Below are 26,241 nucleotides of genomic sequence, written 5' to 3' on the forward strand. Positions count from 1 at the left end.
TCTTTTTACGTGCGGTTGGCTGTCAAGAAGTCCTGTAGCCATTTCGTGGTGTAAGACCCTTTGATAAAGCCTTTATCTTCAATGATTTCCTTGAATAGAGTGACATTCGTTTTGACTCCTTCAATCGTTACCCCTTCAAAGAAGACCTTGGCTTTATGTAATGCATCTTGACGATCGTTTCCTTTGATGATGCATTTGGAAATCATCGGATCATAGAATGGAGTGACCTTGTTTCCTTCTTCATATCCGCTGTCGATTCGAACATCTTCTCCTTTTCCCCATCGCAAGGTCATTAACTGACCTGGAGACGGGTAAAACGTCTTCGGATCCTCGGCATAAACTCTAAACTCAATTGCATGACCCTTAACAGAGATTTCCTCCTGTTTGCATAGAGGAAGGGGCTCTCCGGAAGCTACTAAAAGCTGCCACTTCACTAAATCTAATCCCGTGATGGTTTCAGTGACCGGATGTTCTACTTGCAGTCGAGTATTCATTTCCAGAAAATAAAAATTTTCATCTACATCAACAATAAACTCAACTGTTCCAGCATTCGTATAGTTGACTGCCTTACCTGCCTGTACAGCAGCGGCAAACATCTTCTCCTTCGTTTCTTGAGAAAGCGCGGGAGAAGGTGATTCTTCTATCACTTTTTGATTTCTTCTTTGTACAGAACAATTCCGCTCAAAAAGATGCACCAAATTCCCATGATGATCTCCAAAGATTTGCACTTCGATGTGTCTCGCATTTTCAATACATTTCTCAAGAAAGACTTCCTCTTTCCCGAAATAGGCTTTAGCCCGGTTTTTAGTAGAATCGAAGCTTTGAACGAGCGCTTGCTCATTTTCACACCGGATCATTCCGATTCCCCCGCCTCCACCACTGGCCTTCAACATGACGGGATAGCCAATATCGCTTGCTACACGCTTGGCAGCATCAAGGGTTTCGACCCCTCCATCACTTCCTGGTACGACCGGTACAGACGCTTCATGCATCACTCTTCTAGCTTCCACCTTGTCGCCCATCTTTTCAATAATGTCATGAGCCGGCCCGATAAAGGTGATGCCTTCTTCTGCAACTCTTCTGGCAAAGTCTGCATTTTCTGATAGGAGACCATACCCGGGATGGATTCCATCCACTTTTTCCTTTTTTGCTACATCAAGTATATTGTCCACTACCAAGTATGAGCGATTCACTTGTGATTCACCTATGCGGTGTGCAATATCCGCTTCTTTAACGAAGGGCATATCCTGATCTGCATCGGAATAAACCGCGACTGTTTGAATGTTTAGTTGTTTACAGGTTTTAATAATTCTTGAAGCAATTTCTCCCCTATTTGCAATTAGAATCTTATGCACAATCTCTCCCCTTTCTTCATAGAACACATCTGTTCATATTACGAATTCTACAAAAATCGTCGAAATCCTTCTTCTTAATTGTAAACGTTTTCTTAATTAAGTGCAGAATTTTTTGTTTATTTGTTATATAATAATAATAAATACTTGCTTGATCATTAAATCCGTTGCAAACGGATTCATGATTCACCATGTTTTCCCATACTTATTTTTTAGCATTTTAGGAGGTAATACGATGGCAGTAAAAGTGGAGAAATTAAAAGTAAACTATAAAACTCTTGAAGAGTTTAAGAAATTTAAAGAATATGGTGTACAGGAATTATCCATGTTAGAAGACTTACAAGCCAACATCATTGAAAACGATAGCGAGTCACCTTTTTATGGAATTTACTTTGGCGATACCTTGGTTGCCAGAATGAGCTTGTACCAGCGCAATGCTCGTTTTGATCAGTACTTCGATCCTCCCCAAAATTACTTGGAACTATGGAAGCTAGAGGTATTACCAAAATATCAAAACAAAAACTACGGAAAAATGCTCGTAGAATTTGCCAAAAGCTTTGGTTTACCTATTAAAACAAATTCCCGTATTAAATCCCAGGGATTCTGGGAGAAAATGGGCTTCGAAGCCGTTACGTACGAAGTGGAAAGAGATTTAGGTGAAAATCCATACGTATGGTTCCCAGAAGGGGTCACAGAACAGAAAATCAGTTAAATACGAAAGCGGAGGCGGCTTGCCCAGAGGCGACAAGCATAAGGCGGACCTACCGGAAAGGCGCTCTTTCCCTTTTTGGTAGGTCTGCCTTATGACCTCGAGCCTCTAGCCGCCGTAGCTGGATGAAAACGAAAGCGGAGGCGGCTTGCTCAGAGGCGAAAAGCTTACGAAAACCATTATCAATTAACTAAGATAGGCTGGCTAAATAAATTTATTTAGCCAGCCTATCTTTCTCTTCATTTATTCAATCGCTGAAGGTTGCCGTTTTTATCCATCTGAAACTTCACTTTGTCTTCATTTCCTTGCAAAAGAGCCATTTTCCTTGCTTTTTCAAAAATAGCTAATAATGACTTATGATCTTCTTCAAGAAGATTAAATTTTGCTTCATACTCTTTCAACTCAGCTTCAACCTCTTGAAGCCTTTCTTTCAAATAAGAGATTTGTCCATGAAGCTGAGTATTTTCATTCCGTACTTTTTCCCCGTTTCGAACGGCATCTTCAGCTTTTTGAAGATAATTTATCATACTCCCCATTGAAAACACTTCAGAAGCTTCAAGCTCTGGTGAACTCTCTACTTGCACTTCTTGATTTTCTTCATTTGCCTTACCTATTGGAGAGTCCTTTTTAGATTGCTTTCTTTGTTTTTTAGCAAGTTCGATTCCGGATTTATATTGTTTACGAACAAATGAGTTCCAACGAAAGCCGCAAGCCGCTGACGTTCTTGATAGTTTTCTTCCTACCTCTTCAAACGCTTGAAGCTGGGTACCACCTTCTCGTATATTGCGTAATACCACTTCCGCTAACAACACATCTTCATCTTGACTCCATGCATCCTGCCTATTTGAAGACATTTCCATCCCCCCTGTAAGATCCAGTTTATCCAATCATATGCTCTTACTAGAGAAGATAGAATCTGCACCACTATTTTTTTAATGCATACAAAAAGGAACCGGCTTTCTGGCACCGGTTCCTTTTTATTATGCTTTACCTATTTATTAAAGAATCTCTCCACTGCCTCGTGATGCTCATCACTTGCCCATAGCTTTGAACATTGGCTTATTTCCTTCATTATATTTTCTTCTACTCTTTTTCTATCCCATTTCCCAAGAAGTTGCTGCTTATATGCCCTCAAGACTCCCTCTGATTTCTGTGAGATCAATTTAATGAGGGGAAATTCATGGATTGGGACATTGGCATCGACTAGTTCATCTACAAACCCCATATCATAAAGGACTTCTGCTTCTTCCACCCTTGCTGTCATTAGCAGGGAAAGCGCATTAGACGCTGAAAGCCTTTCAAGAAGTAAGGTCCCACCTCCCCATCCTGTGGTAATGGCGAGATTCCCTTGAACGAATCCCATCTTAGTTGTTCTTTTGGCGATTCTAAAGTCACAAGCAGTGGCGATCTCACACCCTCCGCCAATCGCCGTTCCATTAATAAAAGCGATTGTAGGTTTTGGTAGGAAGGCTAGTTTCATAATGAGGCTGCCCATTTTACTGAGCATTCCATAACTTTCACTTTCTGTTTTAAGGTTATGAAATTGAGATAAATCTCCCCCGGAGCAAAAAGCCTGATCACCACTTCCAGTAATAAGCAGCGCTTTCACATGATCATTTTGAATACACTCATCTAGCGCTTTTTCGAGTCCTGCCATAATTTCATAACTCACTGCATTTCGTTTTTCCGGACGGTTGATGATAAACTGCAGAATCCCTTCTTCATTCATATGTATCATATATTCTCCCAAATCAGACCCTCCTTTCATACTTTTAGTGTATGGTTTTCTAAATGAGATGAACAGACATTTCTTTAAAATGACAATAAAAAAAGCGTGAAGAGCCATGGCCTCTTTCACGCTTTTTTTGCTGTAAACAATATTATTTGTTTACAACTTCTTTACCTTTATACGTTCCGCACTCTTTACAAACACGGTGTGCTAGTTTCATTTCACCACAGTTTGGGCATGCTACCATACCAGGTACACGTAGTTTGAAGTGTGTACGACGTTGTCTTTTTGCTGTTTTAGATGTTCTTCTAAAAGGTACTGCCATTCTTCCCACCTCCTTAAAAGAGATTCATACTCATTATGAAGCCAGTCGAACTGGTACTTCGCTTTTAAGATTTCTTGTTTTGATCAAGAAGTTTTGCTAACTCAGCGAGACGAGGATCAACTTTCTTCTCTTCCTCTTGTTCGACTTGATAAGCTTGTTCTTCCGTCAGAACTTCCCAGTTCTTACCTGAAGGCATCTCATCTTGTTCTCTCGCTTCATCACTGATTACTTGCATTGGAATCTCAAGTAATAGTAATTCTCTTATAGCAGGTTTTAAATCAATAACATCACCTTGAATACGATGTATTTCCTCTTCCTCATACTGATCATAATCAGTTTCATTTAGAAGATAGGTTTCAATCGTTTTAATGTCAACTGGTAAATCAACATCCACAAGGGTTCTTGAGCAAGGTAATACTAACTTTCCTTCTATATGAAGATGGAAGGTGACCCGGTTCGAACCGATATCTGCCTTTCCAGACACTCGAATAGGTGAGACTTCTATAATTTGGGGATCGATTTTTTTCAATTCATCCAAATTAATTGTTTCGTCAATGGAAAGTCCCTTGTCTCTAAATTTTTGTAATTGTATTATTGACCATTTCAATGTAATCACCTCAAGGCAACAAAGGTAATTATAGCTTTCATAATACCGTTTGTCAATATTTTTTCTTTACACTCTTTACAACCATAGTGTTGTAATTATAACGTTTAAATATAAGGACTTTCAAATATTTTATAATATTAGTTATGATTATGTCATAAAAGGAGAGAATCTATATCATTTCCATATATAATGAACTACATAGCAGATAGTTGTGACTTAGAAAGGATGTGGAGAATTTCATGAAAGCAACAGGAGTAATAGTAGAGTATAATCCCTTTCATAATGGCCATTTACATCATTTAAGGGAAACGAGAAGGGCAACAGGAGCTGATGTAGTGGTTGCGGTTATGAGTGGGCATTTCCTGCAACGTGGAGAGCCGGCACTGGTATCAAAATGGTCCCGCACCAAAATGGCTTTAGAAGCAGGGGTTGACGTTGTCATTGAGCTTCCCTATAGCTTTGCCACACAGCATGCTGAATTTTTTTCACGGGGAGCCATTTCACTCCTTGATGCCATCGGGTGTGAAAGCTTTTGTTTCGGCAGTGAAGATGGAGATATCGATACTTTCGAGAAAACGGTCCTATTCATCGAAGCTAATAGGAAGAAATACGATACATATATAAGTGAGTTCATCCAGGAAGGCACGAGCTATCCTTCTGCGTTGGCCAAAGCTTTCCAAATGCTCGGGAGCGGGGACTCGGTCATCGATCTAAGTAAGCCGAATAATATACTGGGATTTCATTATATGGAAGCAAGAAATCAGATTCACTCATCATTGAAAGCTTTCACCATCCCAAGGGAATCTGCTGGATACCATGATGAACATTTTTCTTCTCCTTCGATTGCGAGCGCTACAAGCATCAGGAAAAATATTTTCAGCAGTGAGGGTGATATCAAGATCGACTCTTATCTCCCCCCTACATCTGTTGATCAATTATCTCAGTACCAACTTGAGTACGGGGGATTCCATAGATGGGAAAATTATTGGACATTTTTGCAGTATAAGCTTCTTTCTTCGTGCAAAGAAGAACTGAAGGAGATATATGAAATAGAAGAAGGTATAGAGAATCGGATGATAGAGTTTGTTAAAAGCTCGGCTTCCTTTGAAGAATTCATGATGAAGCTTAAAACAAAACGATATACATGGACGCGTCTTCAACGAATGCTCCTTCATGTTTTAACCAATACAAATAAGGAAGAAATGCGAAGCAGACACAACTCCCCACGCCATATTCGCCTGCTTGGTATGAATAAAACTGGGAGGGAATTTATCCATTATCAGAAAAAAGCAATGCCTTTGCCTTTAATCAGCAAGCTTTCAAGTGCAAATCAAAAAGATATAGCTTTAGATGTCAGAGCGGCTGAAATTTATTCTTTAGGTTTAGAAAATGGGGCAGCCCGAAAAAAACTGCTTCATCTAGAATGGTCTCAACCGCCAATTATGATATAGAAATAGAAAGAGGCTGACAGAAGGCAGCCTCTTTGTTTATTTTTCTAATGTCTGTAAAAATGCTAATGCTTCATCAAATGTTTTCACAGGTATTACTTTCATGTCCGTACCAATGTCTTCAGCTGTTCTTTTGGCAGCAGTATAGTTCGATTCAAGATCAGGATATTTTTCTTTCATTTCCTTTGTAACCGTTTCATGGGGAGCAAGAAAATACTCTGCACCCGCTTTGTCAGCCGCAATGACCTTCTGCTCTATACCGCCAATGCGTCCAACTTCCCCGTTTTCGGAAATCGTCCCGGTTCCCGCAATAGAATGACCCTTCGTAATGTCATCCTTCGTTAGTTGATTATAAATCTCCAAGCTAAACATCAATCCTGCGGAAGGGCCACCAATCTCTTCAGTATCCAGTTCCACCGGTGGGTCTGTTTTGATGTCTTTATCGTCACTCAGCGTAATACCAAGACCTACTTTATCGGGCATATCAGGGAAAGCCTCCAAGGAAATCGTCTCCACCATTTCTTCCTTATCCCGAACGAAGGTAATCTTCACACTATCCCCACTTTTTTTCTTACTCACATATTCAATGAATTCCTCTGATGATTGAAATGCATTCCCATCAACGGCTGTAATACGATCACCAGGCATCAAAACTTCCTCGGCTGGCATCGACGGGTAAATATTTAAGACATAGATACCTTTATATGTGTATTCATAGGGTTTACCTGCTTTTTTGAAGGCCACTTCAATGGCATGGTTTTGAGAGTCGGCCATAAGGTGAAGTTGACGAAGATTATATTCCTCGTCACTTTCATGAGGACTTCTGATTTCTTCAACAGGAAATATATATTCGTATTTTTTTATGCTGGCAATAAGATAGGCATAGATATTTGCTCTACCCATCCTGACGGTTGTAAGCATTAATTCACCTTCATCCTCATATCCATCCTTCACTTCTACGATCGGATCCAGTTCATGTGCACCTCCCGGCTTCGTTACATAGAATGGAAGATAATAAAAGGATGTAGCAACCATAAAAATGGTCATGATGACTAAGGTTCTAATTAATGTTTTCGTTTTCATGTTCTTACTCCTTCCAATTATCTAAAACTTTCTGAATAGAAGGAATAACCTTCTTTGCCTCTTCCTCTCCCATATCTATAATTTCTTCAATATTTTTGAACGCTCTGGTACTGTACATTTCTACATGGGGTCTTATCATAAAGTCGGAGGCAAATTCCCTGTGTGCGACGATTTCTAGTTGAAGGATATCGATGCTTTGCATAATCACATCATAGATCGTTGTGATTTCTGCATTACGTTTCACATGAGATACATCGACTCCTATGACGATGTCGGCCCCCATCTCTTTTACAACCGAAACGGGTACCCGGTCAATGACTCCTCCGTCCACGAGTAAACGGCCGTTTATTCTTTCAGGTACAAATATACCTGGAATCGCAATACTTGCCCGAACCGCACTTGAAACAGGTCCCGTCGTAAATACCACTTTTTCACCATTTGTTATGTCTGTAGCGACTACACTTACGGGGATGTTTAAATCTTCAATATTTTTATTATGTGTAAAAAGCCGAATGAATTCTCTTATCCGTTTACCCGAAATAAATCCCATCTTCGGAACGGTAAAGTCTAAATAATATTTTCTTCTGAAGGTGGTAGAAAGCTTGTAAAGGTCTTCCATCTTATGCCCTACCCCATAAAAGCAGCCGACCAAAGCACCCATACTGCTTCCTGCTATCATATCAATCGGAATCTTCGCATCATCAAATGCCTTTAACACGCCTAAATGTGCAAAACCTCTTGCCCCACCCGAGCCGAGGGCTAATCCAATTTTCGGTCTCTCCATGCCCTTCCCCCTTTTCCCGAGTTATCGGTACATTTCATCATATGGTCTATTTCAATTATGTATGAGTATATTGAATAATATGAGGACAAGTTGAATTAATCCCATTTTATCATTCTTTTCCCATTTCACAAGGAATTGATATAGAAGGAACTTATTTCATACGAGGGGGAAGTCCGGTTGTTCAAATCGAAAATCAAAACCTTGGCTTTATCCATAAGCGTGACGGTGTTTGCGGTATCTCTCATCATAATGCCCGGAGAATCTCTTGAGGCGTCCATACGTGGATTAGATATGTGGTGGGAGATCGTTTTCCCTTCCTTACTGCCATTTTTTATCGTGTCTGAAATGTTGATTGGATTTGGGGTGGTCAGGTTTATCGGGGTCATTCTGGAGCCCTTGATGAGGCCATTATTTCGGGTCCCCGGAGTCGGAGGGTTTGTGTGGGCAATGGGAATGGCATCCGGGTTTCCATCGGGAGCCAAATTGACGGCTCGCCTGAGACAAGAAGAACAAATCACCAAACTGGAAGCAGAGCGCCTTGTTTCCTTCACGAACTCTTCCAATCCTTTATTCATATTTGGAGCTGTGTCAGTCGGCTTCTTTCAAAACGCTACCCTTGGCATTGTTTTAGCTGCCGCTCATTATATTGGAAACATCTGTGTAGGTGTCGTCATGAGGTTCTATGGTGGAAAAGAAAAGGAAGAAATGAGGAATCGCTCTCCCAGAAAAAAGGGCTTTATCATTCGGGAAGCCTTTTCTGCCCTTCATCGCACAAGACTGCAAGATAAGCGCCCTATAGGTAAACTCTTGGGAGATGCTGTCACCTCTTCTATTCAAACCTTACTAATGATCGGTGGTTTCATTATCTTATTTTCGGTCATTAATAAAATGCTTTACCATCTTCACATTACGACCTTTTTTGCAGAAGGGTTGTCAACTTTATTTATTCTGCTTCAATTACCAGAGCAATTAAGTATTCCTTTTATATCCGGCTTATTTGAAATTACGTTAGGCTCAAAACTGACAAGTGGAGTAAACGAAGCCACTCTCCTTCAGCAAGCCATTATTACAAGCTTTATATTAGGGTTCAGTGGATTTAGTGTCCAAGCACAAGTGGCAAGCATATTAGCCGAAACCGATATACGGTTCAAACCTTTTTTCTATGCCCGTTTTGTTCACGGAATAGCCGCGTCCATCACGACCATCCTGATTTGGAAGCCGATATATGAGAGATTTTCCGATGAGCAGCTCTCAAATGCCATACCCGTATTCGCAATGAAGAATAATGCATTCTGGACGGAAATGCTATATTGGTTTAAGACTGCAGGACCAGTGATCACGATTTTCAGTTTGATTCTCTATATCGTTCTGTATGCAAGAAGACAAGTGTATAAATAAAGAAAGGGGTTGATCCTTTTGCCTATGCCGGTTTACTTTTCACATCATGTGTAAGTTAAGGTTTAGACACCTGGATCAACCCTGTTTAATTATTCAGGCTTATTTAATTCATTATATTTTTCCTTTAACGATTCTTCCACACGCTTCGGGACTAATTCCGAAATGTTACCTCCATACTTAGCCACTTCTTTTACAATACTCGAGCTCAAGAAAGAGTATTGATTATTCGTCATGATAAAGAACGTCTCGATATCATCTTCTAAAACCCTATTCATGGACGTGATCTGCATCTCATATTCAAAATCTGATACCGCACGCAACCCTCTAATAATCGCTTTCGCATTCACTTTTTTTGCGTAATCTACTAAAAGCCCTTGAAAGGAATCGACCACTACATTTGGAATGTCCCCGGTAACCTCACGAATCAATTCAATTCTTTCATCTACAGAGAATAAAGGTTTTTTAGAAGAGTTATTTAAGACCACTACATAAATTTGATCGAAAACCTTTGCGCCTCGTGTAATAATATCTAAATGTCCATATGTAATGGGATCAAAGCTTCCCGGACAAACTGCTATGCTCGTCATCTTTTTACCCCCAGTATATTTAGTATCTTCAATCGTTTTCCTTCGAAAAAATGGAGATCCTTATGATTCCATACGTTTCTTCCCTTACTTTCTTCAAGCCCCCGGCTCTGTCTTCCAATGTAATATCCGAGCCATGTTCACACATGACGTAACCGCTTTCATTTAGAAGATTGTGCTCATCGATGAATTCCAAGAGGTGTTGAAGCTTCTGCTGTTTATAAGGAGGATCCAAGAAAATATAATCAAAGGTTAACTCTCTTTTTAAAATCGCCTTTAATGCCCTCGTTGCTTCATTCCGATACACTTCGCTCTGGTCCATTAAGTCACAATCCTGGAGGTTTGCCTTAATGGTTTGAAATGCTTTTGCATCACGGTCTACGAATATAACAGAATCAAGCCCCCGACTTAGAGCTTCTATTCCTAGTCCACCGCTTCCTGCAAACAAATCCAATCCTGATCCCCCTTCAAAGTAGGGACCTAACATATTAAATATAGACTCTTTCACCTTATCTGTTGTCGGCCGTGTTCCACTACCAGGAACAGCTTTCAACGGTCTACCTTTTAACGTACCTGATATTACTCTCATAATCATCCACCATATATGTATTTTTTCTTCACTATCCTATCATATCTCGACAGATATCGCTACATACTGAAATTGTTCCAAAAATGTATAAAATCATTTTGATAGGTGATAATGGAAGTAACAGCATCCTAACTGATGTTGTTGCCAACCGCGGAGAAGACTTACGATTCCCCATAAGTTCTTCCTCCGGTTTCTCCTCTCCCTTTGCCTTCTTTCCAGAAATGGATATAGAAGGACCCTGCAGAATTTCTGCAGGGCTTTTTACATTTCTTCTTTAATTTCGATTGAATTTCCTTTATTCACCACTTTTACATTAAACAATTTCTCAAACCAGTGAACATCCATATAAATGGAGCCTCCAACCGTTTGCACAGGCTTCGTTAATAAGCCGTAATTTTCTTCATTATAAATAAAATAATCTTCATTCACATAAAACCTGAATGTATTTCCGTTTATCGATGTGAAAAATACGTTGGGCTGAATCTCTTTTATATCCAGTCCAAGAGCCCTCACTGCTTGTGGAAATTGAATTAACTCTTTCTGTTTATAAGAAATGTAAGACAGGTTATGGGATTTCTTATTGATGAACACCGGGTGATCGTTTTTAAGAACCATTGGGACATTCTTTCTTCCTTTTGCACTTTCATTAAAAAATGTAGATTCAAAGCCTGTAACCGCTCCTAAAATCATATCTAATTTTAATGCATCGACCGATTTTGTCTTTTCCCCTTCAATTCTTCGCTTAAATGCATCCAATTGGGAGGAGGTTAGTCCTTCAATTAATTCCTTATACGCCCATGCGGAATTTGAAGTGTGCGGTTGTTTTTTTAAGATGATGCCAACAATAAACTCTTTGAGCCAAACCTCTTCATCAGTGGAAGCATACTGTTGATACAGTAAGCCGCCTTTCACATCATCCAGGAGCTCCTCTTCAGCTGTGTTCCTCACAATCAAATATGGAGATTGATAGGGCTTTATTTTGTTCGTCATGATGACGGTCACAAATCCTTCAAAGGAACTCAGGGAAGCCATACCGATATCTTTGATGACCGTCGTGTCGTACAACATTCTCACTGTAGATGATTTTTTTTCTAACATCGTCTCTTCTGTCCAATATAAAGCGGAAGGCTCACTTCCACCGCTGAAGGAATAGTAATCAATATATTTCATTTTTTTATGGCTGGCAGATTTATATCCTGTTATCCATTTTCCAGTCCTGAAGCTCTTTTCTGTTATTTGAATATCCGTATTTATTGTAAAAACAGAGGAAAGTGTGGGATGCCAATCTTTTACTAACATTACTTCTGCATTAAGTGGCTGTTCGAATGTATAGGTAATCGTGATCTCCTGTAGGTCATCATAGAGATTACTTAATAAGAATTCCCCGTCTTCTTTTGTGAAACAATCTTCCCCTCTGTCATTGACACATAAAAAATCCCTTGCATGATCTGGCCACTCAATTGATATACGTTCAGGGATCGATGATAAAAAATGAATGGTTTGAGTAACAATGAATTCGTCTCCCGTATGCGTAATGGAATAAGACTGATTCACCTTTACTGCACCGGACTCTTCGGCACTTTCCGTCGTAAACCCCATCCATTGAAAGAAAAGAATGCTAAAACTAATCAGTACCATAAGTAGACCAAATGTAAATAGAATGCGTTTCATACCATACTCCTTAACTCCGTCTGCTACATAAAGAATAGCAGATTCCAGCAGCTAATTGTGGAATATTTTAAGGATATTGCCATTTATTCATACAATATCCAGATCTTTACTGTCTGTAAGAAAAGGGGAGTCGCCTAAATGATCGCTCAGTAAATGATTCCATTCACTTTTATCGACCAAACCATTACCGATAAGAGTTTCTTGTAAACCTTCAAGAGTAGAGTTTTGCAGTTCATTTTCTTCTATGAGGGATAAGATTCCGTGAGCCGCCAGTGTGGATAGGATCGCTGACACGATAAAAGAATCACTATTCTTTATCTCAACAATCTCTTTCCTTTCAAGCCTCCCACCCATTACATACAAACATGATAACCCCAGGACGATAAAAAGAAATAACCATACCATCACGATCACCCCTATAAGTTATTTTAGAATCTTTACTTATGACTATATGTTTGAAATAATAAGGAATTGATAAACTCGGTAAGAAAAGGAGATTGAATGAATGATTCAACGTTTTATAGAATTAGGAGAAGGATATTCAGATATTTATGAACTAATGGAGCTAGCAAAAGCTAATAAAGAACGATTACAGCATATGATGACATTTCATACAATTGTAAAGAATCGGGCCGTTTCATCCCTGGCTCTTGTGATGAAACCTACAGAACAGGGGAAATTCCAAGCAATCTATGTGTGCAGGGAAGGAATTCCAAACCCGAACATCACACCGAACCAGCGCTACTCCCTTTTTGAAGAAACAGCTAAGGAATTAGACAAGGTCATTATCCAAATGGATGTTAAACCATCCACTTTATATCCAGAAAAGGCATTGTACTATCAACATCTGATTGCGATACTGCGCTTGAATCATTATATACTGCCTTTACAATAAGGTATGTTAATCGTGCAGCTTTTTGAACGGGGAGCTATTCATACTTAAGAAAAAAGCTGCCAAAACAACAGTCTTTGGCAGCAAACATTAAAATCCCATTTTGTAATCATATTCCTTCGCCTTATCGGGGCGGGAATTTTCAAAAACAGACTTAATAAATGGCTTAAATGAAGGATCTACTTTTTTCACATATGAATAGGTAGCTATTCGTTCCATTACAGAGTCAATTTCATCCTGATTACAATAAAGTACAACATATTTCATTTTCTTTGAAACATAGTGAACATTCCCAAATCGTCTCAGGGACTTGGCATGCTTCAAACTATGTAACCAAACAACTAAACCTTGTCTCTCTGTTAACATATAGTTTCCCCTCTAGGAATCACTTTTTTATAAGTCTAGCATAATAATGTGGGGGTAAGCAATATGTAATGGTCTTAACTTACATTAAATAAGCGTACAGTGAATACTACATAATGAAGTAGAAAACGGAGGGCCACCATGGACTTAAATGTGATTTGGGACTTTTTTATCGATCAGCTTCGACAAGAAGACGGGATTGAGGATGCCCGTGTAAAATGGAGCGCAGGCATTCCATTCATCTATATACAATCCAATAAAGAGAAAAGCGACATCGAGTACTCCATTAAAAAGTGGTCGGCTAGAGCGATGCGGGGAAAGAGATTGCATTCTGATACGATCTTTTTCAGGGAAGAAGAATCAATATATGTATATCGCCACCGGTTTTATGTTCCCCAGGAAAAGATGTTTTGCTGCGGGAACCTCTGCGTGGATTGTGTTCGGTTAAGGCAGTAATAAAAGAAGAGCGGACACATCGCCCGCTCTTCTTTCGACTTGTTTACGCTGAACAGCCGCAGCTTCCGCCAGAACCGCAGCCTCCCCCGCAGGATCCTCCGCTTGAGAAGAAAGGATTCCCTGAAGGAACCTTTACATTTTTAGATACGGAATGGCCGATTAGCAGGCTCACCTGATCAAGGAGATCTTGCAGCTCGTTTTCCACTCTTCTGAACTCCGCTACATTCTCATCAAGGTCCATTTCTCTTTTCACTTCACGGATTTCCTTCATGATGGTTTTGTAGTCCGGGTGGTAACGTCCGAAGCGTTGAACTTCTTCGTAACTTTCTTTCATTCGCGAAAAGGTTTGTATTTTTCGTTGAGTTTCAGAATTGTTGCGAAGTTTATATAAAGACTTACGATAATTTTCTGCCACATCAGATTCTAAAATCCACTGAGATAATTCGTCAGCTGAATCCAATATTTCCATTCTTTCTATAGTAGCAAGCATAATGCTCACCTCCGTAAAGTCATTTTAACATGTTTCACGAAAGGAAGCGAATATGCAAATTGATTTATTAGACTTGCTCACTTAATGAAATGCTGGGCTCATTCATCCTAAAGAAAAAAACGCCGTGAAATAGTTTTCACGGCGGCAGATCCATAAACACTATTGAATCGTCACATAAAACTGCTTTTTCATCCCTAAAGGTTTGTTATTCGTCCCTACTATTTCCACGTTGAGAAGATGTACACCTTTTGGTAACCCTTTTACAACAAAGGCAGCTGTATGATACTCCTTATACAAATTCCCTGTATTTGAACGAACGACAATCTTCCCTTTTTTCGCTCCGCTTTTTTCAGAAGTGAAAGTTACATTGGGAACGATACATTCAATATATACTTGACTTCCTTGTACCATATGTTTGATGGAAAGAGGCTTTTGCTCAGTGTTCGCTGCTTCAACTTTTTTAGTGAACGTAAAGCTTTCTGGTTCTGGCATTTTTTCCTTACAGCCACTTAATACAATAAGTAACGCAATGGATAGAAAAATGATTTTCTTCATCGTGTACACCACTCCTTACTAATAGCCTTGCCCAATCCACACGAATTTTACTCAAAATAATTGATAGGTGTTTGTGATGAAGTATGATGCAGAGCCATTTACCAACCTCAAAAAAAATAGCACCTCAACTATCGGCACTATTCATTGATTGAAACATACTGATCATCATGGAAGCCATTTGGACTCCGTTTGAGAATTTTTGTACGCGATGAGGAATCGTCTTTTGAAAATGGTTGATGGACGCTATTTCGAATTTCTCTAATTCATTGGGATTTCGAGAAAGTGTACGATACCACTGTGGCTGATCCCTTAAAAATAATTTCAGATCTTCTTTGGCATAAATATACTCAATAATGTCTGCTCGCATTATTAATCACCCTCCTAATCTTTCCGGAATGAAAATGGATGGGAGGGTTTAGATGGTGTTTCAGTTTTCGTTGCCGTTCCTGATCCCCTATTGTTATTTGACTGAAATTGACTAAGTACCCCTTGCACGGCTCCCAAGGCTTCACTTAAGTTGTTAATATGTTGTTGCAATTGATTAGCGTCCATTTTTTTCACCATATCTCCAACTTGATCCATCCAGCCGCTTTTACTTCCCTGGTTGGTTGGGGTTGATTCTTTCGCAGCTTCGTCTTTATACTTATCCCACCTTGTATCATCTTCCCCCAGTAAGTACCAGTCTTCAAAGAGATCCTGCCAATTGGCATCACCATTCCGCACATCTTTCACAATTTTCGGATGCTTTCTCACAAATCCTTTAAACTCTTTTACCTTAGGGTGTAATGATTTACCCATTTTATGAACACCTCCATTACAGGCATCTACCTACTATACTTTATGAAGGATCGAAAAGAATGGTGATACATTCCTTTTTGTAGTAATATTTACAAGTATATAGTGATGATTTTCAACAAACAGTTTCCAAGGACAGGCGGCTGTGAATAAAGAAAAGGATGTATGATGATGAAAGAACGGGTACAACAGTTATTTGATGAATGTCTTTCAGCTGCAACGGATGAGGAACTGCTTATCATGAAGCAGCTTTTAGAAGGGGTTAAAAGGAAGAAAGAAAAGGAAAATGGGTCAATCATTGGCGGAATATTTGCTATGGACCGTGAAGTGAAAGATGGGAATTTCGAAATAAGTATTCCGATCACCCCAGTTACATATAATTCACTGGAGATCGTTCATGGAGGAGTAACGGCTACTTTGGTAGACTCAGCTATGGGGACATTAGCCAATATGATGCTTCCAGAGGATTATGGGGCCGTAACGACAAATTTAAACGTTCACTACTTGGCCCCGGGTGTAGGAGAACGATTAACTGCTCATGCAACAGTGGTTCATCAAGGCAGTAAGACAATTGTTGTGGATGGGAAAGTTGTAAGTTCGGACGGTAAGATTGTTGCTCATTCTACAGGTTCCTTTTTTATATTCAAAAAGAAGCAGTAAACGAGCCTTATAAGACAAAAGAAAAGGTTGATTCCCCATTCGGCATTGGAGAATCAACCTTTTTATTATTCGTTTTCGACTTTTTCTATAAAGTTTTGAGTGTAGTACCTTTTGTATACTCCTACACCAAGATGGGTGAATTTTTGTTCCAATAAAATCTTTCGATGCCCTTCAGAATTCAGCCAGCCATGAACGGCTTCAGGAGCATCGGCGTACTGAGAAGCAATGTTTTCCCCTGCTGTATTGAACATAACATTTTCACTTTCTAGACGCTCGGAAAGGTTTCCAGATGTAGGTGAATCATGGGAGAAATATTCCTTTTCATACATTTCTTTACTATGACCTCTTGCTACCTTTGCCGTTTCTTCATCCCATTTTAGGATATCTTCCTCAAATTGATGTCTGAGCACATTTGTAATATCAAAGATCTGCTTTTCACTGGCACCATTCACTTTATCCCATTCATCTTCACTCGGCTCCTGTTCTTCTGCCAGTTCCCCTCGATACATCATTTCATATGGATGCATCTCAATCAATGTCTGGCTATCCAGAAAGCGGATACTCGTAAGCTTACCGGTGAATTTGTCTAAATAAAGCTGGGCATAAATATCTCCAAGAGATATGAGTAACCTTGTATTCAGATCTTCTTCATTCAATTCAAATTGATAAGCCCCTGAATCATCATTTACCACGATTTCGGAATCAACAATGGTAAAACGGTAAATGTCTTCTAAACTTTGCCCCAATTTATAAGGGGCCACATCCACTTGATTCCCAATGGCAAACAACGTAACGACTTTATGATTATTAACGCCCATTTGTATGTACTGTTTATCCGAAATCGGGTAGATCCACCATTCATAACCATAGGAGCTTGGTTCAACCCGTTCCGGCTCTCCAAATGCTACTGTTACCTTTTTCGTATCTTTACCAATCCACGTTGATAAACCGGATGTAGGACGTTCACCAGGTGTTTCAATTGATTGGTTTAATTGGTTTTCGTTGTCTTCTTTAAGAGTTTGGGTTTCTGGTCCTTTTAGAGGTTCATTTTCTTGTTTTTGACCTTGATAAATACCAATAAATAAGATAATGACAAGAATGATCAAAATACGCAAAACTGTTCTCAGAAATTTCCCTCCTCTCTACTTTCTCTACCAAGATATGCTGCAAATGCTAGATTTATTATACCATTGTTTATGATTCTAAAACTTCAGTCTAGTATAAAGGATAGCATATTTTCATTCGTTCTAAAACAAATGAATCTCTAATGGGAGAGGTTTCTGTCCCAATTATAATAGAGATGATCAAAGATCATCTCCTCAAGATTAAAACGGTTTATTTCTGAAATTCGATTCAGATATATTTTCTAACGCAACGTAGGCCTGTCTGCCCAGTGATTCCCTTATAGCAAAATCACCTAAAGAGACCATCCCGAGCAATCGGTCTCCATCGACAATAGGGAGTCTGCGAATCTGATGCTCGGCCATGATATGAGCCGCTTCTTCTGCTTCGCTCTCAGGGCCAATGGTTATTAAGTGTGTACTCATAATGTCCTCTACCTTTGATGAAGCTGGGTGTTTTTCAGCAATACAGCGGAGGACGATATCCCGGTCTGTCATCATTCCAACAATCTTTTCACCATCCACGATGGGAATGGATCCTACATTATGTTCCTTCATTTTAAGAGCAACCTCATAGACATTGTCCAGTAATGAACAGGTTTCAACGTCTTTTGTCATTATTTCCTTGATTTTGGTCATATTTATCCTCCTCATGCGTTCAGAATCACTTTCTATATTTTTCACTTTCTCCTGAAGGATATTCACCTTTTATAAAAATGACATAATCAAATGATGCAAGACATTGCAAGATAAAGGTTTTTCCACTATTATTAAGAATGAGAAATACCGCATTAGTATCATTGTACATACACCGATATAAATGCTTCTACCATACGTATAGCATGTGGGCTCCATAGCCATCATGCCAGACAATATAGGAGGGAATTATTATGCGTTTTGAAGGAACAGAATTTGAAAGCTTAAAAGTGGATTTAAACCGATTAGACGAAATCATGGAATCTCATGGTCTTGTTCGTGCAGGTCAATGGGATTACGAAAGAGTAACATACGATCGCAAATTCGAAATTAGAGAAGGTATTTTCTATTTACGAATTCAAGGTCTTGCTGTTGAAGGAGATATCGGTAAGCATGACGCCGTTATTCAATTAATGACCCCACTATTAGGTAAGCACTATTATCCACATGGTGTAGAATACGGTGAAGGTGAAGAATTCCCTAAACACCTGGTCACTTCTTGTGAAAAACTTATTGCAGATGTCAAAAAAGAAGCAACGAACTTCGCTTGGTAATATCTGATTATGATTAGACTGTCTATCTTCAGACAGTCTTTTTCTATGTCTCATTTAGAGTGGACCTATCCTTCAATCTCCCCTATTCAACATTCGATAGAACGTGTATTAAACAGAAATAAATCCTTTGAAATTTCATTTTCTTCCTACTGTTCATTCTTCACATTCTCTCATATAATATATAGTAAGAGGTTTCTGTTAGAAAGGGGTACACAATTGTCAAAGTTTTTCACGAAAAAGGTATTAATGATTACGCTGATCTTCTTAATACTTGCTATAACTGCTTTTTTTATATTACCAGTTTCCGTCCCCTTAATTACTGCGATTATTACTGCTCTTTTCCTGGAGCCTGCCGTTAGCTTTATTCAAAAGCGTTTCTCGGCAAAACGTCGAATTGCGGTACTTTCCGTTTTTATACTGTTTCTACTTCTTATTAGCGTTTCCTCGTTCTTCGTTACTACCAAAGTCGTTGGTGAAGGTATCAAGCTGATAGAAGATGCACCGAAATATGTTAACCAGTTGAGCGATATATGGCTTGATTATGAGGATAGGCTGTTGAACGCGACGGAGGATCTTCCTGATGAATTAGTGAAAAGCTTCAGTGAAGACGTTCAAAACTTCCTGAATAGTGGAAAGACGAAAATTCTTAACTCTGTAAATATTGAAAAGATAAGCGTATTTTTATCTTATATACCCAATTACTTAGTAAGTTTTCTCGTTTACTTAATAGCTCTTTTTCTATTCATGTTGGATTTACCACGCATTAAGAAATCCATTTATGGTCACTTGACAGAAAGAACTGCAGAGAAAGTAACGTTTATGACTTCCCGACTCACTTACGTTATTTTTGGATTCTTTAAAGCTCAATTCCTGGTGAGTATTATCATCTTTATCGTTTCCTTAATCGGATTATTATTTATAGCTCCCGATGTTGCGATCGTTATGTCGATCATCATATGGGTGATTGACTTTATTCCTTTGATTGGATCGATCGTCGTGTTGGGCCCTTGGGCTATTTTCCATCTGCTGACAGGAAATATCGCATTAGGAACCCAACTTGCTGTATTAGCTGCCATTCTGCTTATTATTAGAAGAACGGTAGAGCCTAAGGTGATGGGTACCCATATTGGTTTATCTCCGCTTGCTACATTGATCGCCATGTATCTCGGGCTTAAACTCTTTGGTGTATTGGGCTTTATCATCGGTCCATTATTACTCATTGTGTTTAACTCCGCTAAAGAGGCAGGTATTATAAAAACGAATTTCAAGTTATAATTTAAAGGACAAATCCTATCGACTAGGATTTGTCCTTTTCTGAATCTGTAATGATAATTTCTTTGGCTATGTCACATTTTTGTTGATCTGTTAAGACGGACTCACGGACTTCATTTTAAAAGAAATCATAAAAAAACGGCTGTTTTCCCTGCGATAAGGCTTTTAGCTTATGAAGCTCCCCATCTCCGCATTGGAGTTTTCCCATTTGGATTAGAGCCTGTGGGGTATGTACTCCAAAAGCTAACCCGGAAAAAGTGTTTATATCCATTGAGATAGGATCCTCCACCTTTCCTCCCGCGAGCACTTCATTTTTGTTAACAATGAAAGTATTGTTATTCCAGGCAGCTGTTGAATCAGTAATGGAAAGTGACAGTTGATAGGAAAAATTGATTTCTTTTACATGTTTCTTTAAGAAGTTTTCCACGTCGACGATTCTTGCCATAAAGTATGGGTACTTCTCCATTTTAACTGCAGGGTCCTTCAACATATACGGTAAGGCTTCACACGGATTCAAAATAAGCTCTGCCTCTTTTACCATGGAGTCGTGCTGACAAATAAAGTTCCATAATCCAATTCTTGCATCACTTGTAAGTGGAATAAATTCTTCAACCTTTATCTTTTCCTTTTTCACTTCATATGTAAGATATCCGGTTGCGTCACCTTGTTCATTATAATATATAGCTATCCATAAATCCGTGATGCTTCTTTCCCTCCACCAGTTTTCAGAACGGACGAGCATACCATTATAGTCTTCCGCGTAACGATTATAAACCACTTCTAATTCATTGGGATACGTATCCTTGGTAAATCTTTTAATGTGGCCATTGTGAGGTTTTAAAGGTACAAGGTCCTTCTTCTCAAGCTGTACCTTGTGGAAGAATGTAAATACCTCCCAGCCGAATTTACGATAGAAATCAATATAAAATGGATGAAGCATGGATATGACTTTGCCTTCTTCCTTCATCATTAGTAATGAATGGTTCATCAATTGACGTATGTGCCCTCTTCTTCTAAACTCCGGATAGGTGGCGACTCCTGCAATGCCCCCCATGGGGTACACCTGTTTCCCCATCTGTATTTCCAAAGGTATCAGGTGAAGCTTTGCTGCTAATTTTTCTTCTTCATATATTCCATATACAGTATGTTCTTTAGTTTGTTGAAAACGTCTCTCCCTGTCTTCACTTGGTACAGCATACTGAAACGCATATTCGGATAACTGTAAGGATTCTTCAAATTGATCGTAGTTTAATTTTGTAATCATTATTTTTCTGCTCCCTTCTACTATTTCTACATTCGACGGGTATTCTACCATTCCCTTTAGTAAATCACCATTTATTAAACAAAGAAAAAAACCTATTATGTGATGTATCACATAATAGGTTTTTCTTTAATATCCCAGGATTGCCCGAATGACTGAGGTTGTTTCTCCGCCTTTGTAGAATACGTAAAGGAGGAGATACACAGCGACTCCTGTAATAGCCGTAAAGAACCAGATTAAACTAGTGATCGGTCCCAGCTTACGGTGCCTCGCTAAACGATCTTTATATCCTGTCCACAAGCTCATTAAACCAAATACAGCACCCGTTGTGGCCAATGTAATATGGAAAACCAAGAAAACCGTATAATAAATCTTAATGCTATCAGGACCGCCAAAAGACGTATTTCCAACAAATATCGTTCTGCTCATATAAATGATGAAAAAGATAAGCGCAAAAATACCTGCAAGTGTCATGGTTTTCTGATGTTGCTCAATCTTTCTCTGTTTAATCTGCCACCATCCAATTGCGACTGTCACTGCACTTAATACGATGAAGGTGGTACTAATTGTAGGTAAAATAGGTAAACCCATCTCTATTCCTCTCTTTTCTAAAAATACTAAGCTATGTACTTAGAGGAATGAAGTTAATCATCCCCTGATTCGTTACTGTTCTGTCAATTTTGGATCAATGGGATCATACGAGAGCTTTTCTTGTTTCTCCTGATCTTTGCGATACCATTGAAAAAACAGGTTGAATAGCATAACTCCAAATACAATCTCCTGAACAATCTTCATGATCACTCCGCCAAGCTGCTGATCATTTTGTGTAGACATATCAGTAAATAATTCCGGCCCAGTCAGCGTCAACCCTTCAAGAGTATTAACAGGCACACATAGTGCCAATGCTTTAAGAAACTCTTGTGGATCATAATAAGGGGCATATAAAGGATTCTCGGCAAAAATAATCAAACCGCATGCCGGTGTCAATAAGACTGCACTCCCAAGAATATATCCAATACGCTTGAGCCCACTTAAATCAATATCGTCATCCACTGGATTTAGTAAAGGCCACCACATGAATAAGGCTAGCAAGAATAGAATGATGGTCGCCAAACCGTGAAGAGTAGCATCAGTTCTGACATTATCAAACACTAAAGGAATATGATAAATCGAAAAGATGATATTGAAAGATAGTAATGAGATCAATGGTTTTGTCATAAACTTAAAGATTTGCTTAACCACTGGTAACTCAACTGCAGCTTTCCAGACCCATTTAGGTATTCCTAACACGAGCAGAGGAGTGACCACTAAATATAGTAACGCCATTTGTGCCATGTGAGCAGAAAATAAGATTGTGCTCATAATTTCTACTGGCGAACCCTTAATTCCATATAAGAGAACCATTGATAGAATAAAATAAGTGGCTTCTTTGCTGGTCAGTTTTTTACTTTCTTTAAAGCTGTCTCTCCATTTGACAGTGATTAAGAAATACACGACCGTTATAAATGCTAAAGCCAAGAAAAAAAACGGGCTCCATAAAGCCATAAAACCAAAAATACCTAAAGGCATTTCTTCACCTCATTTCACGTTTCCTAACCCCATTATACTGACAACCCTCCCCCACTTCAATGTAAGGTAATGACAAGTTCTTGACAATTAGAAAAGCGGAGCCGACTGTACAGGCCCGACAAGCACATTGGGAAAACCCAAAAAGGCGTTCTTTGCCTTATTGGGTTTTCTCAATGTGACCTCGAGGGACTAGGAGGCGCAGCTGGACAATGAAAAGCGGAAGCGGCTTGTACAGGCCCGACAAGCATAAGACGATTCTGCCGGAAAGGCGTTTTTTGCCTTTTTGGCAGAAGTGGCTTATGACCTCGAGGGCCTAGCCGCTGGAGCTGGACAATGAAAAGCGGAGCCGACTGTACAGGCCCGACAAGCACATTGGGAAAAATCCCACTCCAACGAAAAAAAGCCAGCCATAAGGCTGACTTTTTCTTTAGATCCATACAATCGTTACAAATGCTAACACTGTGATAAATGCAACAAGTGCACCAGAGTACAGGAATAATGCAGGAGCTTCATGACCTTTATGACTCATATGCATGAAGTAATAAAGTTGAAAAATTAGTTGAACGACTGCAAGTAAGAGGATGAAAGGTACAATAAAGTACTTATCAAAATCTCCTGCCACTGCAATGAACGCCACTAATGTTAAGAAAATCATTAACATGAAGGATGTAACCTGCATTCTCATGTCTTCTGCATTTTTCTTACGACGATATTCGTAATCTACACTTGGGTTACCTGAATTTGATTGTTGATTCGCCATCAGTTTATCCCACCATTCCCATTAAGTATACTACTGTAAAGATAAATACCCATACAACGTCGATAAAGTGCCAGTATAGAGAAGCTAAATAGAACTTTGGAGCATTGTAAAGGTTTAAACCACGTTTAGCGTTACGAAGCATTAAGCTTACAATCCATAGAAGACCGAAAGCTACGTGTCCTCCGTGGAATCCAACTAGTGTGTAGAAGGCTGAACCAAATGCACTACTAGTAAAAGTATGCCCGTATTCATGTACGTAATGATTAAACTCATAAATCTCTAATCCAAGGAACGCTGCACCTAGAAGAACCGTGACTAATAACCAAGCCTGCATACGTTGGAAGTTATAATTCTTCATATGATACATTGCATAAACACTTGTAAGAGAACTTGTTAAAAGTAACATAGTTGCAATAAATGCAAGTGGTAGATCGAAGATGTCAGCAGCAAGTGCATGACTGTCACTAGGGACTTTGTCTTTAAGCGCTAAATATGTTGCAAAAAGAGATCCGAAAAGAACCGTTTCTCCACCAAGGAAAAACCAGAAGCCCATGAACTTGTTTTTCCCCTCAAGGGTTGCCTTTTCAGGGGAGGCTGGCCAGGTCTTTGGCGTGAATTTTTCTTCAGCGTGCATTATGCCTTACCCCCTTTATCATCATCCATTAAATCTTCTTTGTGAACATGATATCCATGATCATCAAGTACTGAACGGAAGAACATTGCACCTAATGTAATAAGCATACCAATTACCAGAACAGGAATTGCCCATGCTTTATCACCATCCGGATGATACATAGCACCAAACGCTGCGATAAATAATCCGAGTGAAATGATCACCGGTAAGATGGAGTTATTCGGCATATGAATGTCTCCGATTGGTTCTGCTGGAGTTAAGTCTTTTTTACCCTCCATTTTCTCTAACCAATAAGCATCCAAACCACGGATAAGTGGAGTTTGCTTGAAGTTATAGAATGGCGGTGGTGATGGGATCGCCCATTCAATCGTACGACCATCTCCCCAAGGGTCATTAGAAACCTTAACACCTTTGACTTGAGTCATGATGACATTAACAAGAAGAACAATAACCGCTACTCCCATGAAGCCTGCTCCAATAGAAGAGATCAGGTTTCCTGTTTCTAACCCTTGACCAGGCAAGAACTTCCAAATACGACGAGGCATACCCATTAAGCCAAGGAAATGCTGAATAAAGAATGTTAAGTGGAATCCGATAAAGAATAACCAGAAAGCGATCTTCCCTAAGAAATCATTTAACATTGTACCGAACATTTTTGGCCAGTAATAGTGAGTACCTGCTAATAGGGCAAATACTACCCCACCTACGATAACGTAGTGGAAATGGGCAACAACGAAATACGTATCATGGAATTGATAGTCAGCTGTTGCAGCTGCGTTCATGATTCCAGTAACCCCACCGGCTACGAAAGTAGGAATAAACGCTACTGCGTAGAGCATTGGAGTCGTGAAGCTGATACTTCCTCCCCACATGGTAAGGAGCCAGTTAAAGATTTTGATACCTGTTGGTACGGCAATGGCCATTGTCGCAACGGCGAAGATTGCATTTGCGATTGGTCCAAGACCTACTGTAAACATATGGTGAGCCCAAACCATGAAGCCTAAGAAACCGATAAGCACGGTCGCAAATACCATGGATGAGTAACCGAATAAACGTTTTCTAGAGAAGTGTGGAATGATCTCAGAGAAAATTCCGAAAGCAGGCAATACAAGGATGTATACCTCAGGGTGACCAAAAATCCAGAAGAAATGCTCCCAAATAATGGTGTTACCGCCATTCGCTACATCAAAGAAATTCGATCCGAACATACGATCAAATAACATTAAGAATAACCCTACCGTTAATGCAGGAAACGCGAATAAAATAAGTGCCGAGGTAACAAATACTGTCCATGTAAATAGCGGCATACGCATGTAGGTCATACCAGGGGCACGCATATTAATGATGGTTACAAGGAAGTTGATCCCACCTATTAATGTTCCTGCACCTGAAATCTGTAAACCTAGTACATAGAAATCAATACCATGCCCTTTAGATGCCATTGAAAGTGAAGCATATGATGTCCACCCTGCATCTGGTGCTCCTCCTAAGAACCATGAGAGGTTAAGGAAAACCCCACCTGCGAAGAATAACCAAAAACCTAATGAATTCAGGAATGGAAATGCAACGTCACGAGCACCGATTTGTAATGGTACAACCGCATTCATGAATGCGAAAATCAACGGCATGGCCGCTAAGAAAATCATCGTTGTACCGTGCATTGTTAAAACTTCGTTGTATAAGCCTGCACTAACAAAGTCATTGTTAGGAACAGCCAGCTGTATACGAATGATAAGAGCTTCCAATCCACCGACTAGGAAGAAGAATCCTCCTGCCATAAGGTAAAGGATGGCGATCTTTTTGTGGTCTACTGTTGTTAAGTAGTCCCAAACAGTCGCGCCGAAGCCTTTTTTCTGTGCATAGCTACTCACGATTAAACCTCCC

General features: G+C 39.5%; 32 protein-coding genes. 8 read left to right on the forward strand and 24 right to left on the reverse strand.

All coding sequences use genetic code 11. The features are described from left to right. Window positions 1-5: 5 nt before the first annotated feature. The gene (locus ACFQWC_RS08205; RefSeq protein WP_299740652.1) at window positions 6-1,355 is read right to left on the reverse strand and encodes an acetyl-CoA carboxylase biotin carboxylase subunit; all 1,350 of its coding nucleotides are present in this window, start codon (window positions 1,353-1,355) and stop codon (window positions 6-8) included. Window positions 1,356-1,587: 232 nt separating this feature from the next. Between ACFQWC_RS08205 and ACFQWC_RS08210 the strand changes: the two genes are divergently transcribed. Next, the gene (locus ACFQWC_RS08210; RefSeq protein ID WP_299740650.1) at window positions 1,588-2,064 is read left to right on the forward strand and encodes an N-acetyltransferase; all 477 of its coding nucleotides are present in this window, start codon (window positions 1,588-1,590) and stop codon (window positions 2,062-2,064) included. A gap of 236 nt (window positions 2,065-2,300) precedes the next feature. On the opposite strand, the gene ACFQWC_RS08215 is transcribed toward ACFQWC_RS08210, so the two are convergent. From ACFQWC_RS08215 to ACFQWC_RS08230, 4 genes are all read right to left on the reverse strand, one after another. Further along, window positions 2,301-2,915, reverse strand: coding sequence for an RsfA family transcriptional regulator (locus ACFQWC_RS08215; protein ID WP_299740649.1), 615 nt, complete (start codon window positions 2,913-2,915; stop codon window positions 2,301-2,303). A 137-nt stretch (window positions 2,916-3,052) separates the two neighbouring features. Then, complete coding sequence (locus ACFQWC_RS08220) at window positions 3,053-3,811, reverse strand: enoyl-CoA hydratase/isomerase family protein (protein WP_377106850.1); 759 nt, start codon at window positions 3,809-3,811, stop codon at window positions 3,053-3,055. A 130-nt stretch (window positions 3,812-3,941) separates the two neighbouring features. Further along, complete coding sequence (gene rpmF, locus ACFQWC_RS08225; protein WP_044337494.1) at window positions 3,942-4,115, reverse strand: 50S ribosomal protein L32; 174 nt, start codon at window positions 4,113-4,115, stop codon at window positions 3,942-3,944. A 64-nt stretch (window positions 4,116-4,179) separates the two neighbouring features. After that, window positions 4,180-4,722 carry a YceD family protein gene (locus ACFQWC_RS08230; protein WP_299740644.1) on the reverse strand — a complete coding sequence of 181 codons (543 nt, stop codon included), beginning with the start codon at window positions 4,720-4,722 and terminating at the stop codon, window positions 4,180-4,182. Window positions 4,723-4,961: 239 nt separating this feature from the next. Between ACFQWC_RS08230 and ACFQWC_RS08235 the strand changes: the two genes are divergently transcribed. Beyond that, window positions 4,962-6,173: a nucleotidyltransferase gene (locus ACFQWC_RS08235; RefSeq protein WP_299740642.1), complete on the forward strand. Its 1,212-nt coding sequence runs from the start codon at window positions 4,962-4,964 to the stop codon at window positions 6,171-6,173. Between the two features lie 36 nt (window positions 6,174-6,209). Here the strand turns inward: ACFQWC_RS08235 and ACFQWC_RS08240 are convergent, their stop codons facing one another. Beyond that, window positions 6,210-7,253 carry a SepM family pheromone-processing serine protease gene (locus ACFQWC_RS08240; protein WP_299740640.1) on the reverse strand — a complete coding sequence of 348 codons (1,044 nt, stop codon included), beginning with the start codon at window positions 7,251-7,253 and terminating at the stop codon, window positions 6,210-6,212. Window positions 7,254-7,257: 4 nt separating this feature from the next. After that, window positions 7,258-8,037 carry a patatin-like phospholipase family protein gene (locus tag ACFQWC_RS08245; protein WP_299740638.1) on the reverse strand — a complete coding sequence of 260 codons (780 nt, stop codon included), beginning with the start codon at window positions 8,035-8,037 and terminating at the stop codon, window positions 7,258-7,260. A 177-nt stretch (window positions 8,038-8,214) separates the two neighbouring features. Between ACFQWC_RS08245 and ylbJ the strand changes: the two genes are divergently transcribed. Continuing rightward, window positions 8,215-9,435, forward strand: a complete 1,221-nt coding sequence (ylbJ, locus tag ACFQWC_RS08250; protein ID WP_341357851.1) for a sporulation integral membrane protein YlbJ — start codon at window positions 8,215-8,217, stop codon at window positions 9,433-9,435. Window positions 9,436-9,524: 89 nt separating this feature from the next. Here ylbJ and coaD read toward each other — a convergent pair whose 3' ends face one another. The 4 genes from coaD to ACFQWC_RS08270 all read right to left on the reverse strand — a co-directional run bounded on the left by coaD (window position 9,525) and on the right by ACFQWC_RS08270 (window position 12,684). Further along, window positions 9,525-10,022 (reverse strand): pantetheine-phosphate adenylyltransferase, encoded by a 498-nt coding sequence (gene coaD, locus ACFQWC_RS08255; RefSeq protein ID WP_299740633.1) that lies wholly within the window; start codon window positions 10,020-10,022, stop codon window positions 9,525-9,527. A 28-nt stretch (window positions 10,023-10,050) separates the two neighbouring features. Continuing rightward, the gene (gene rsmD / locus ACFQWC_RS08260; protein WP_341357850.1) at window positions 10,051-10,608 is read right to left on the reverse strand and encodes a 16S rRNA (guanine(966)-N(2))-methyltransferase RsmD; all 558 of its coding nucleotides are present in this window, start codon (window positions 10,606-10,608) and stop codon (window positions 10,051-10,053) included. Between the two features lie 261 nt (window positions 10,609-10,869). After that, window positions 10,870-12,279 (reverse strand): hypothetical protein, encoded by a 1,410-nt coding sequence (locus tag ACFQWC_RS08265; protein WP_299740629.1) that lies wholly within the window; start codon window positions 12,277-12,279, stop codon window positions 10,870-10,872. An 87-nt stretch (window positions 12,280-12,366) separates the two neighbouring features. Then, window positions 12,367-12,684, reverse strand: a complete 318-nt coding sequence (locus tag ACFQWC_RS08270) for a hypothetical protein (RefSeq protein ID WP_341357849.1) — start codon at window positions 12,682-12,684, stop codon at window positions 12,367-12,369. Window positions 12,685-12,784: 100 nt separating this feature from the next. Between ACFQWC_RS08270 and ACFQWC_RS08275 the strand changes: the two genes are divergently transcribed. After that, a complete protein-coding gene (locus ACFQWC_RS08275; protein ID WP_299740625.1) occupies window positions 12,785-13,174 on the forward strand; it encodes a DUF7147 family protein in 390 nt (129 codons plus the stop codon). Between the two features lie 87 nt (window positions 13,175-13,261). Here the strand turns inward: ACFQWC_RS08275 and ACFQWC_RS08280 are convergent, their stop codons facing one another. Continuing rightward, entirely contained in the window at window positions 13,262-13,537 is a 276-nt protein-coding gene (locus ACFQWC_RS08280) for a YlbG family protein (RefSeq protein WP_299740623.1), read from the reverse strand. 138 nt (window positions 13,538-13,675) lie between these two features. Between ACFQWC_RS08280 and ACFQWC_RS08285 the strand changes: the two genes are divergently transcribed. Further along, entirely contained in the window at window positions 13,676-13,990 is a 315-nt protein-coding gene (locus ACFQWC_RS08285; protein ID WP_299740621.1) for a hypothetical protein, read from the forward strand. Window positions 13,991-14,033: 43 nt separating this feature from the next. Here the strand turns inward: ACFQWC_RS08285 and ACFQWC_RS08290 are convergent, their stop codons facing one another. The 4 genes from ACFQWC_RS08290 to ACFQWC_RS08305 form a co-directional block, all read right to left on the reverse strand. Next, window positions 14,034-14,480, reverse strand: a complete 447-nt coding sequence (locus tag ACFQWC_RS08290; RefSeq protein WP_299740619.1) for a YlbF/YmcA family competence regulator — start codon at window positions 14,478-14,480, stop codon at window positions 14,034-14,036. A 159-nt stretch (window positions 14,481-14,639) separates the two neighbouring features. Beyond that, entirely contained in the window at window positions 14,640-15,035 is a 396-nt protein-coding gene (locus ACFQWC_RS08295) for a hypothetical protein (RefSeq protein WP_052504421.1), read from the reverse strand. A 124-nt stretch (window positions 15,036-15,159) separates the two neighbouring features. Then, a complete protein-coding gene (locus ACFQWC_RS08300) occupies window positions 15,160-15,402 on the reverse strand; it encodes a YlbE-like family protein (protein ID WP_044337507.1) in 243 nt (80 codons plus the stop codon). A 14-nt stretch (window positions 15,403-15,416) separates the two neighbouring features. Further along, window positions 15,417-15,833, reverse strand: a complete 417-nt coding sequence (locus ACFQWC_RS08305; protein ID WP_299740613.1) for a YlbD family protein — start codon at window positions 15,831-15,833, stop codon at window positions 15,417-15,419. A gap of 168 nt (window positions 15,834-16,001) precedes the next feature. Between ACFQWC_RS08305 and ACFQWC_RS08310 the strand changes: the two genes are divergently transcribed. Beyond that, on the forward strand, window positions 16,002-16,490 hold the full coding sequence (locus ACFQWC_RS08310) for a PaaI family thioesterase (protein ID WP_299740611.1): 489 nt from the start codon (window positions 16,002-16,004) through the stop codon (window positions 16,488-16,490). 65 nt (window positions 16,491-16,555) lie between these two features. On the opposite strand, the gene ACFQWC_RS08315 is transcribed toward ACFQWC_RS08310, so the two are convergent. Together ACFQWC_RS08315 and ACFQWC_RS08320 are read right to left on the reverse strand one after the other, a co-directional pair. Then, entirely contained in the window at window positions 16,556-17,605 is a 1,050-nt protein-coding gene (locus ACFQWC_RS08315) for a CAP domain-containing protein (protein WP_299740609.1), read from the reverse strand. Between the two features lie 210 nt (window positions 17,606-17,815). Beyond that, on the reverse strand, window positions 17,816-18,250 hold the full coding sequence (locus ACFQWC_RS08320; RefSeq protein WP_299740607.1) for a CBS domain-containing protein: 435 nt from the start codon (window positions 18,248-18,250) through the stop codon (window positions 17,816-17,818). A 251-nt stretch (window positions 18,251-18,501) separates the two neighbouring features. Between ACFQWC_RS08320 and ACFQWC_RS08325 the strand changes: the two genes are divergently transcribed. After that, a complete protein-coding gene (locus tag ACFQWC_RS08325) occupies window positions 18,502-18,861 on the forward strand; it encodes a YugN family protein (RefSeq protein ID WP_299740606.1) in 360 nt (119 codons plus the stop codon). 216 nt (window positions 18,862-19,077) lie between these two features. Further along, window positions 19,078-20,136, forward strand: a complete 1,059-nt coding sequence (gene ytvI, locus ACFQWC_RS08330) for a sporulation integral membrane protein YtvI (protein WP_299740604.1) — start codon at window positions 19,078-19,080, stop codon at window positions 20,134-20,136. Between the two features lie 115 nt (window positions 20,137-20,251). Here ytvI and ACFQWC_RS08335 read toward each other — a convergent pair whose 3' ends face one another. The 6 genes from ACFQWC_RS08335 to ctaD form a co-directional block, all read right to left on the reverse strand. Continuing rightward, a complete protein-coding gene (locus tag ACFQWC_RS08335; protein WP_299740602.1) occupies window positions 20,252-21,397 on the reverse strand; it encodes a GNAT family N-acetyltransferase in 1,146 nt (381 codons plus the stop codon). A gap of 126 nt (window positions 21,398-21,523) precedes the next feature. Further along, window positions 21,524-21,985, reverse strand: a complete 462-nt coding sequence (locus ACFQWC_RS08340) for a DUF420 domain-containing protein (RefSeq protein WP_299740600.1) — start codon at window positions 21,983-21,985, stop codon at window positions 21,524-21,526. A gap of 72 nt (window positions 21,986-22,057) precedes the next feature. Beyond that, complete coding sequence (gene ctaG / locus ACFQWC_RS08345) at window positions 22,058-22,963, reverse strand: cytochrome c oxidase assembly factor CtaG (RefSeq protein ID WP_299740598.1); 906 nt, start codon at window positions 22,961-22,963, stop codon at window positions 22,058-22,060. Between the two features lie 427 nt (window positions 22,964-23,390). After that, window positions 23,391-23,723, reverse strand: coding sequence for a cytochrome c oxidase subunit IVB (ctaF, locus tag ACFQWC_RS08350; RefSeq protein WP_044337517.1), 333 nt, complete (start codon window positions 23,721-23,723; stop codon window positions 23,391-23,393). 4 nt (window positions 23,724-23,727) lie between these two features. Then, window positions 23,728-24,357, reverse strand: a complete 630-nt coding sequence (locus tag ACFQWC_RS08355; protein ID WP_044337518.1) for a cytochrome (ubi)quinol oxidase subunit III — start codon at window positions 24,355-24,357, stop codon at window positions 23,728-23,730. Continuing rightward, window positions 24,357-26,228 (reverse strand): cytochrome c oxidase subunit I, encoded by a 1,872-nt coding sequence (gene ctaD, locus ACFQWC_RS08360; protein ID WP_299740595.1) that lies wholly within the window; start codon window positions 26,226-26,228, stop codon window positions 24,357-24,359. Before ctaD ends, ACFQWC_RS08355 begins: the two co-directional genes overlap by 1 nt. Between the last annotated feature and the right edge of the window lie 13 nt (window positions 26,229-26,241).

This window comes from Rossellomorea sp. GCM10028870 (genome assembly GCF_042666755.1).
Lineage (GTDB): Bacteria > Bacillota > Bacilli > Bacillales > Bacillaceae_B > Rossellomorea.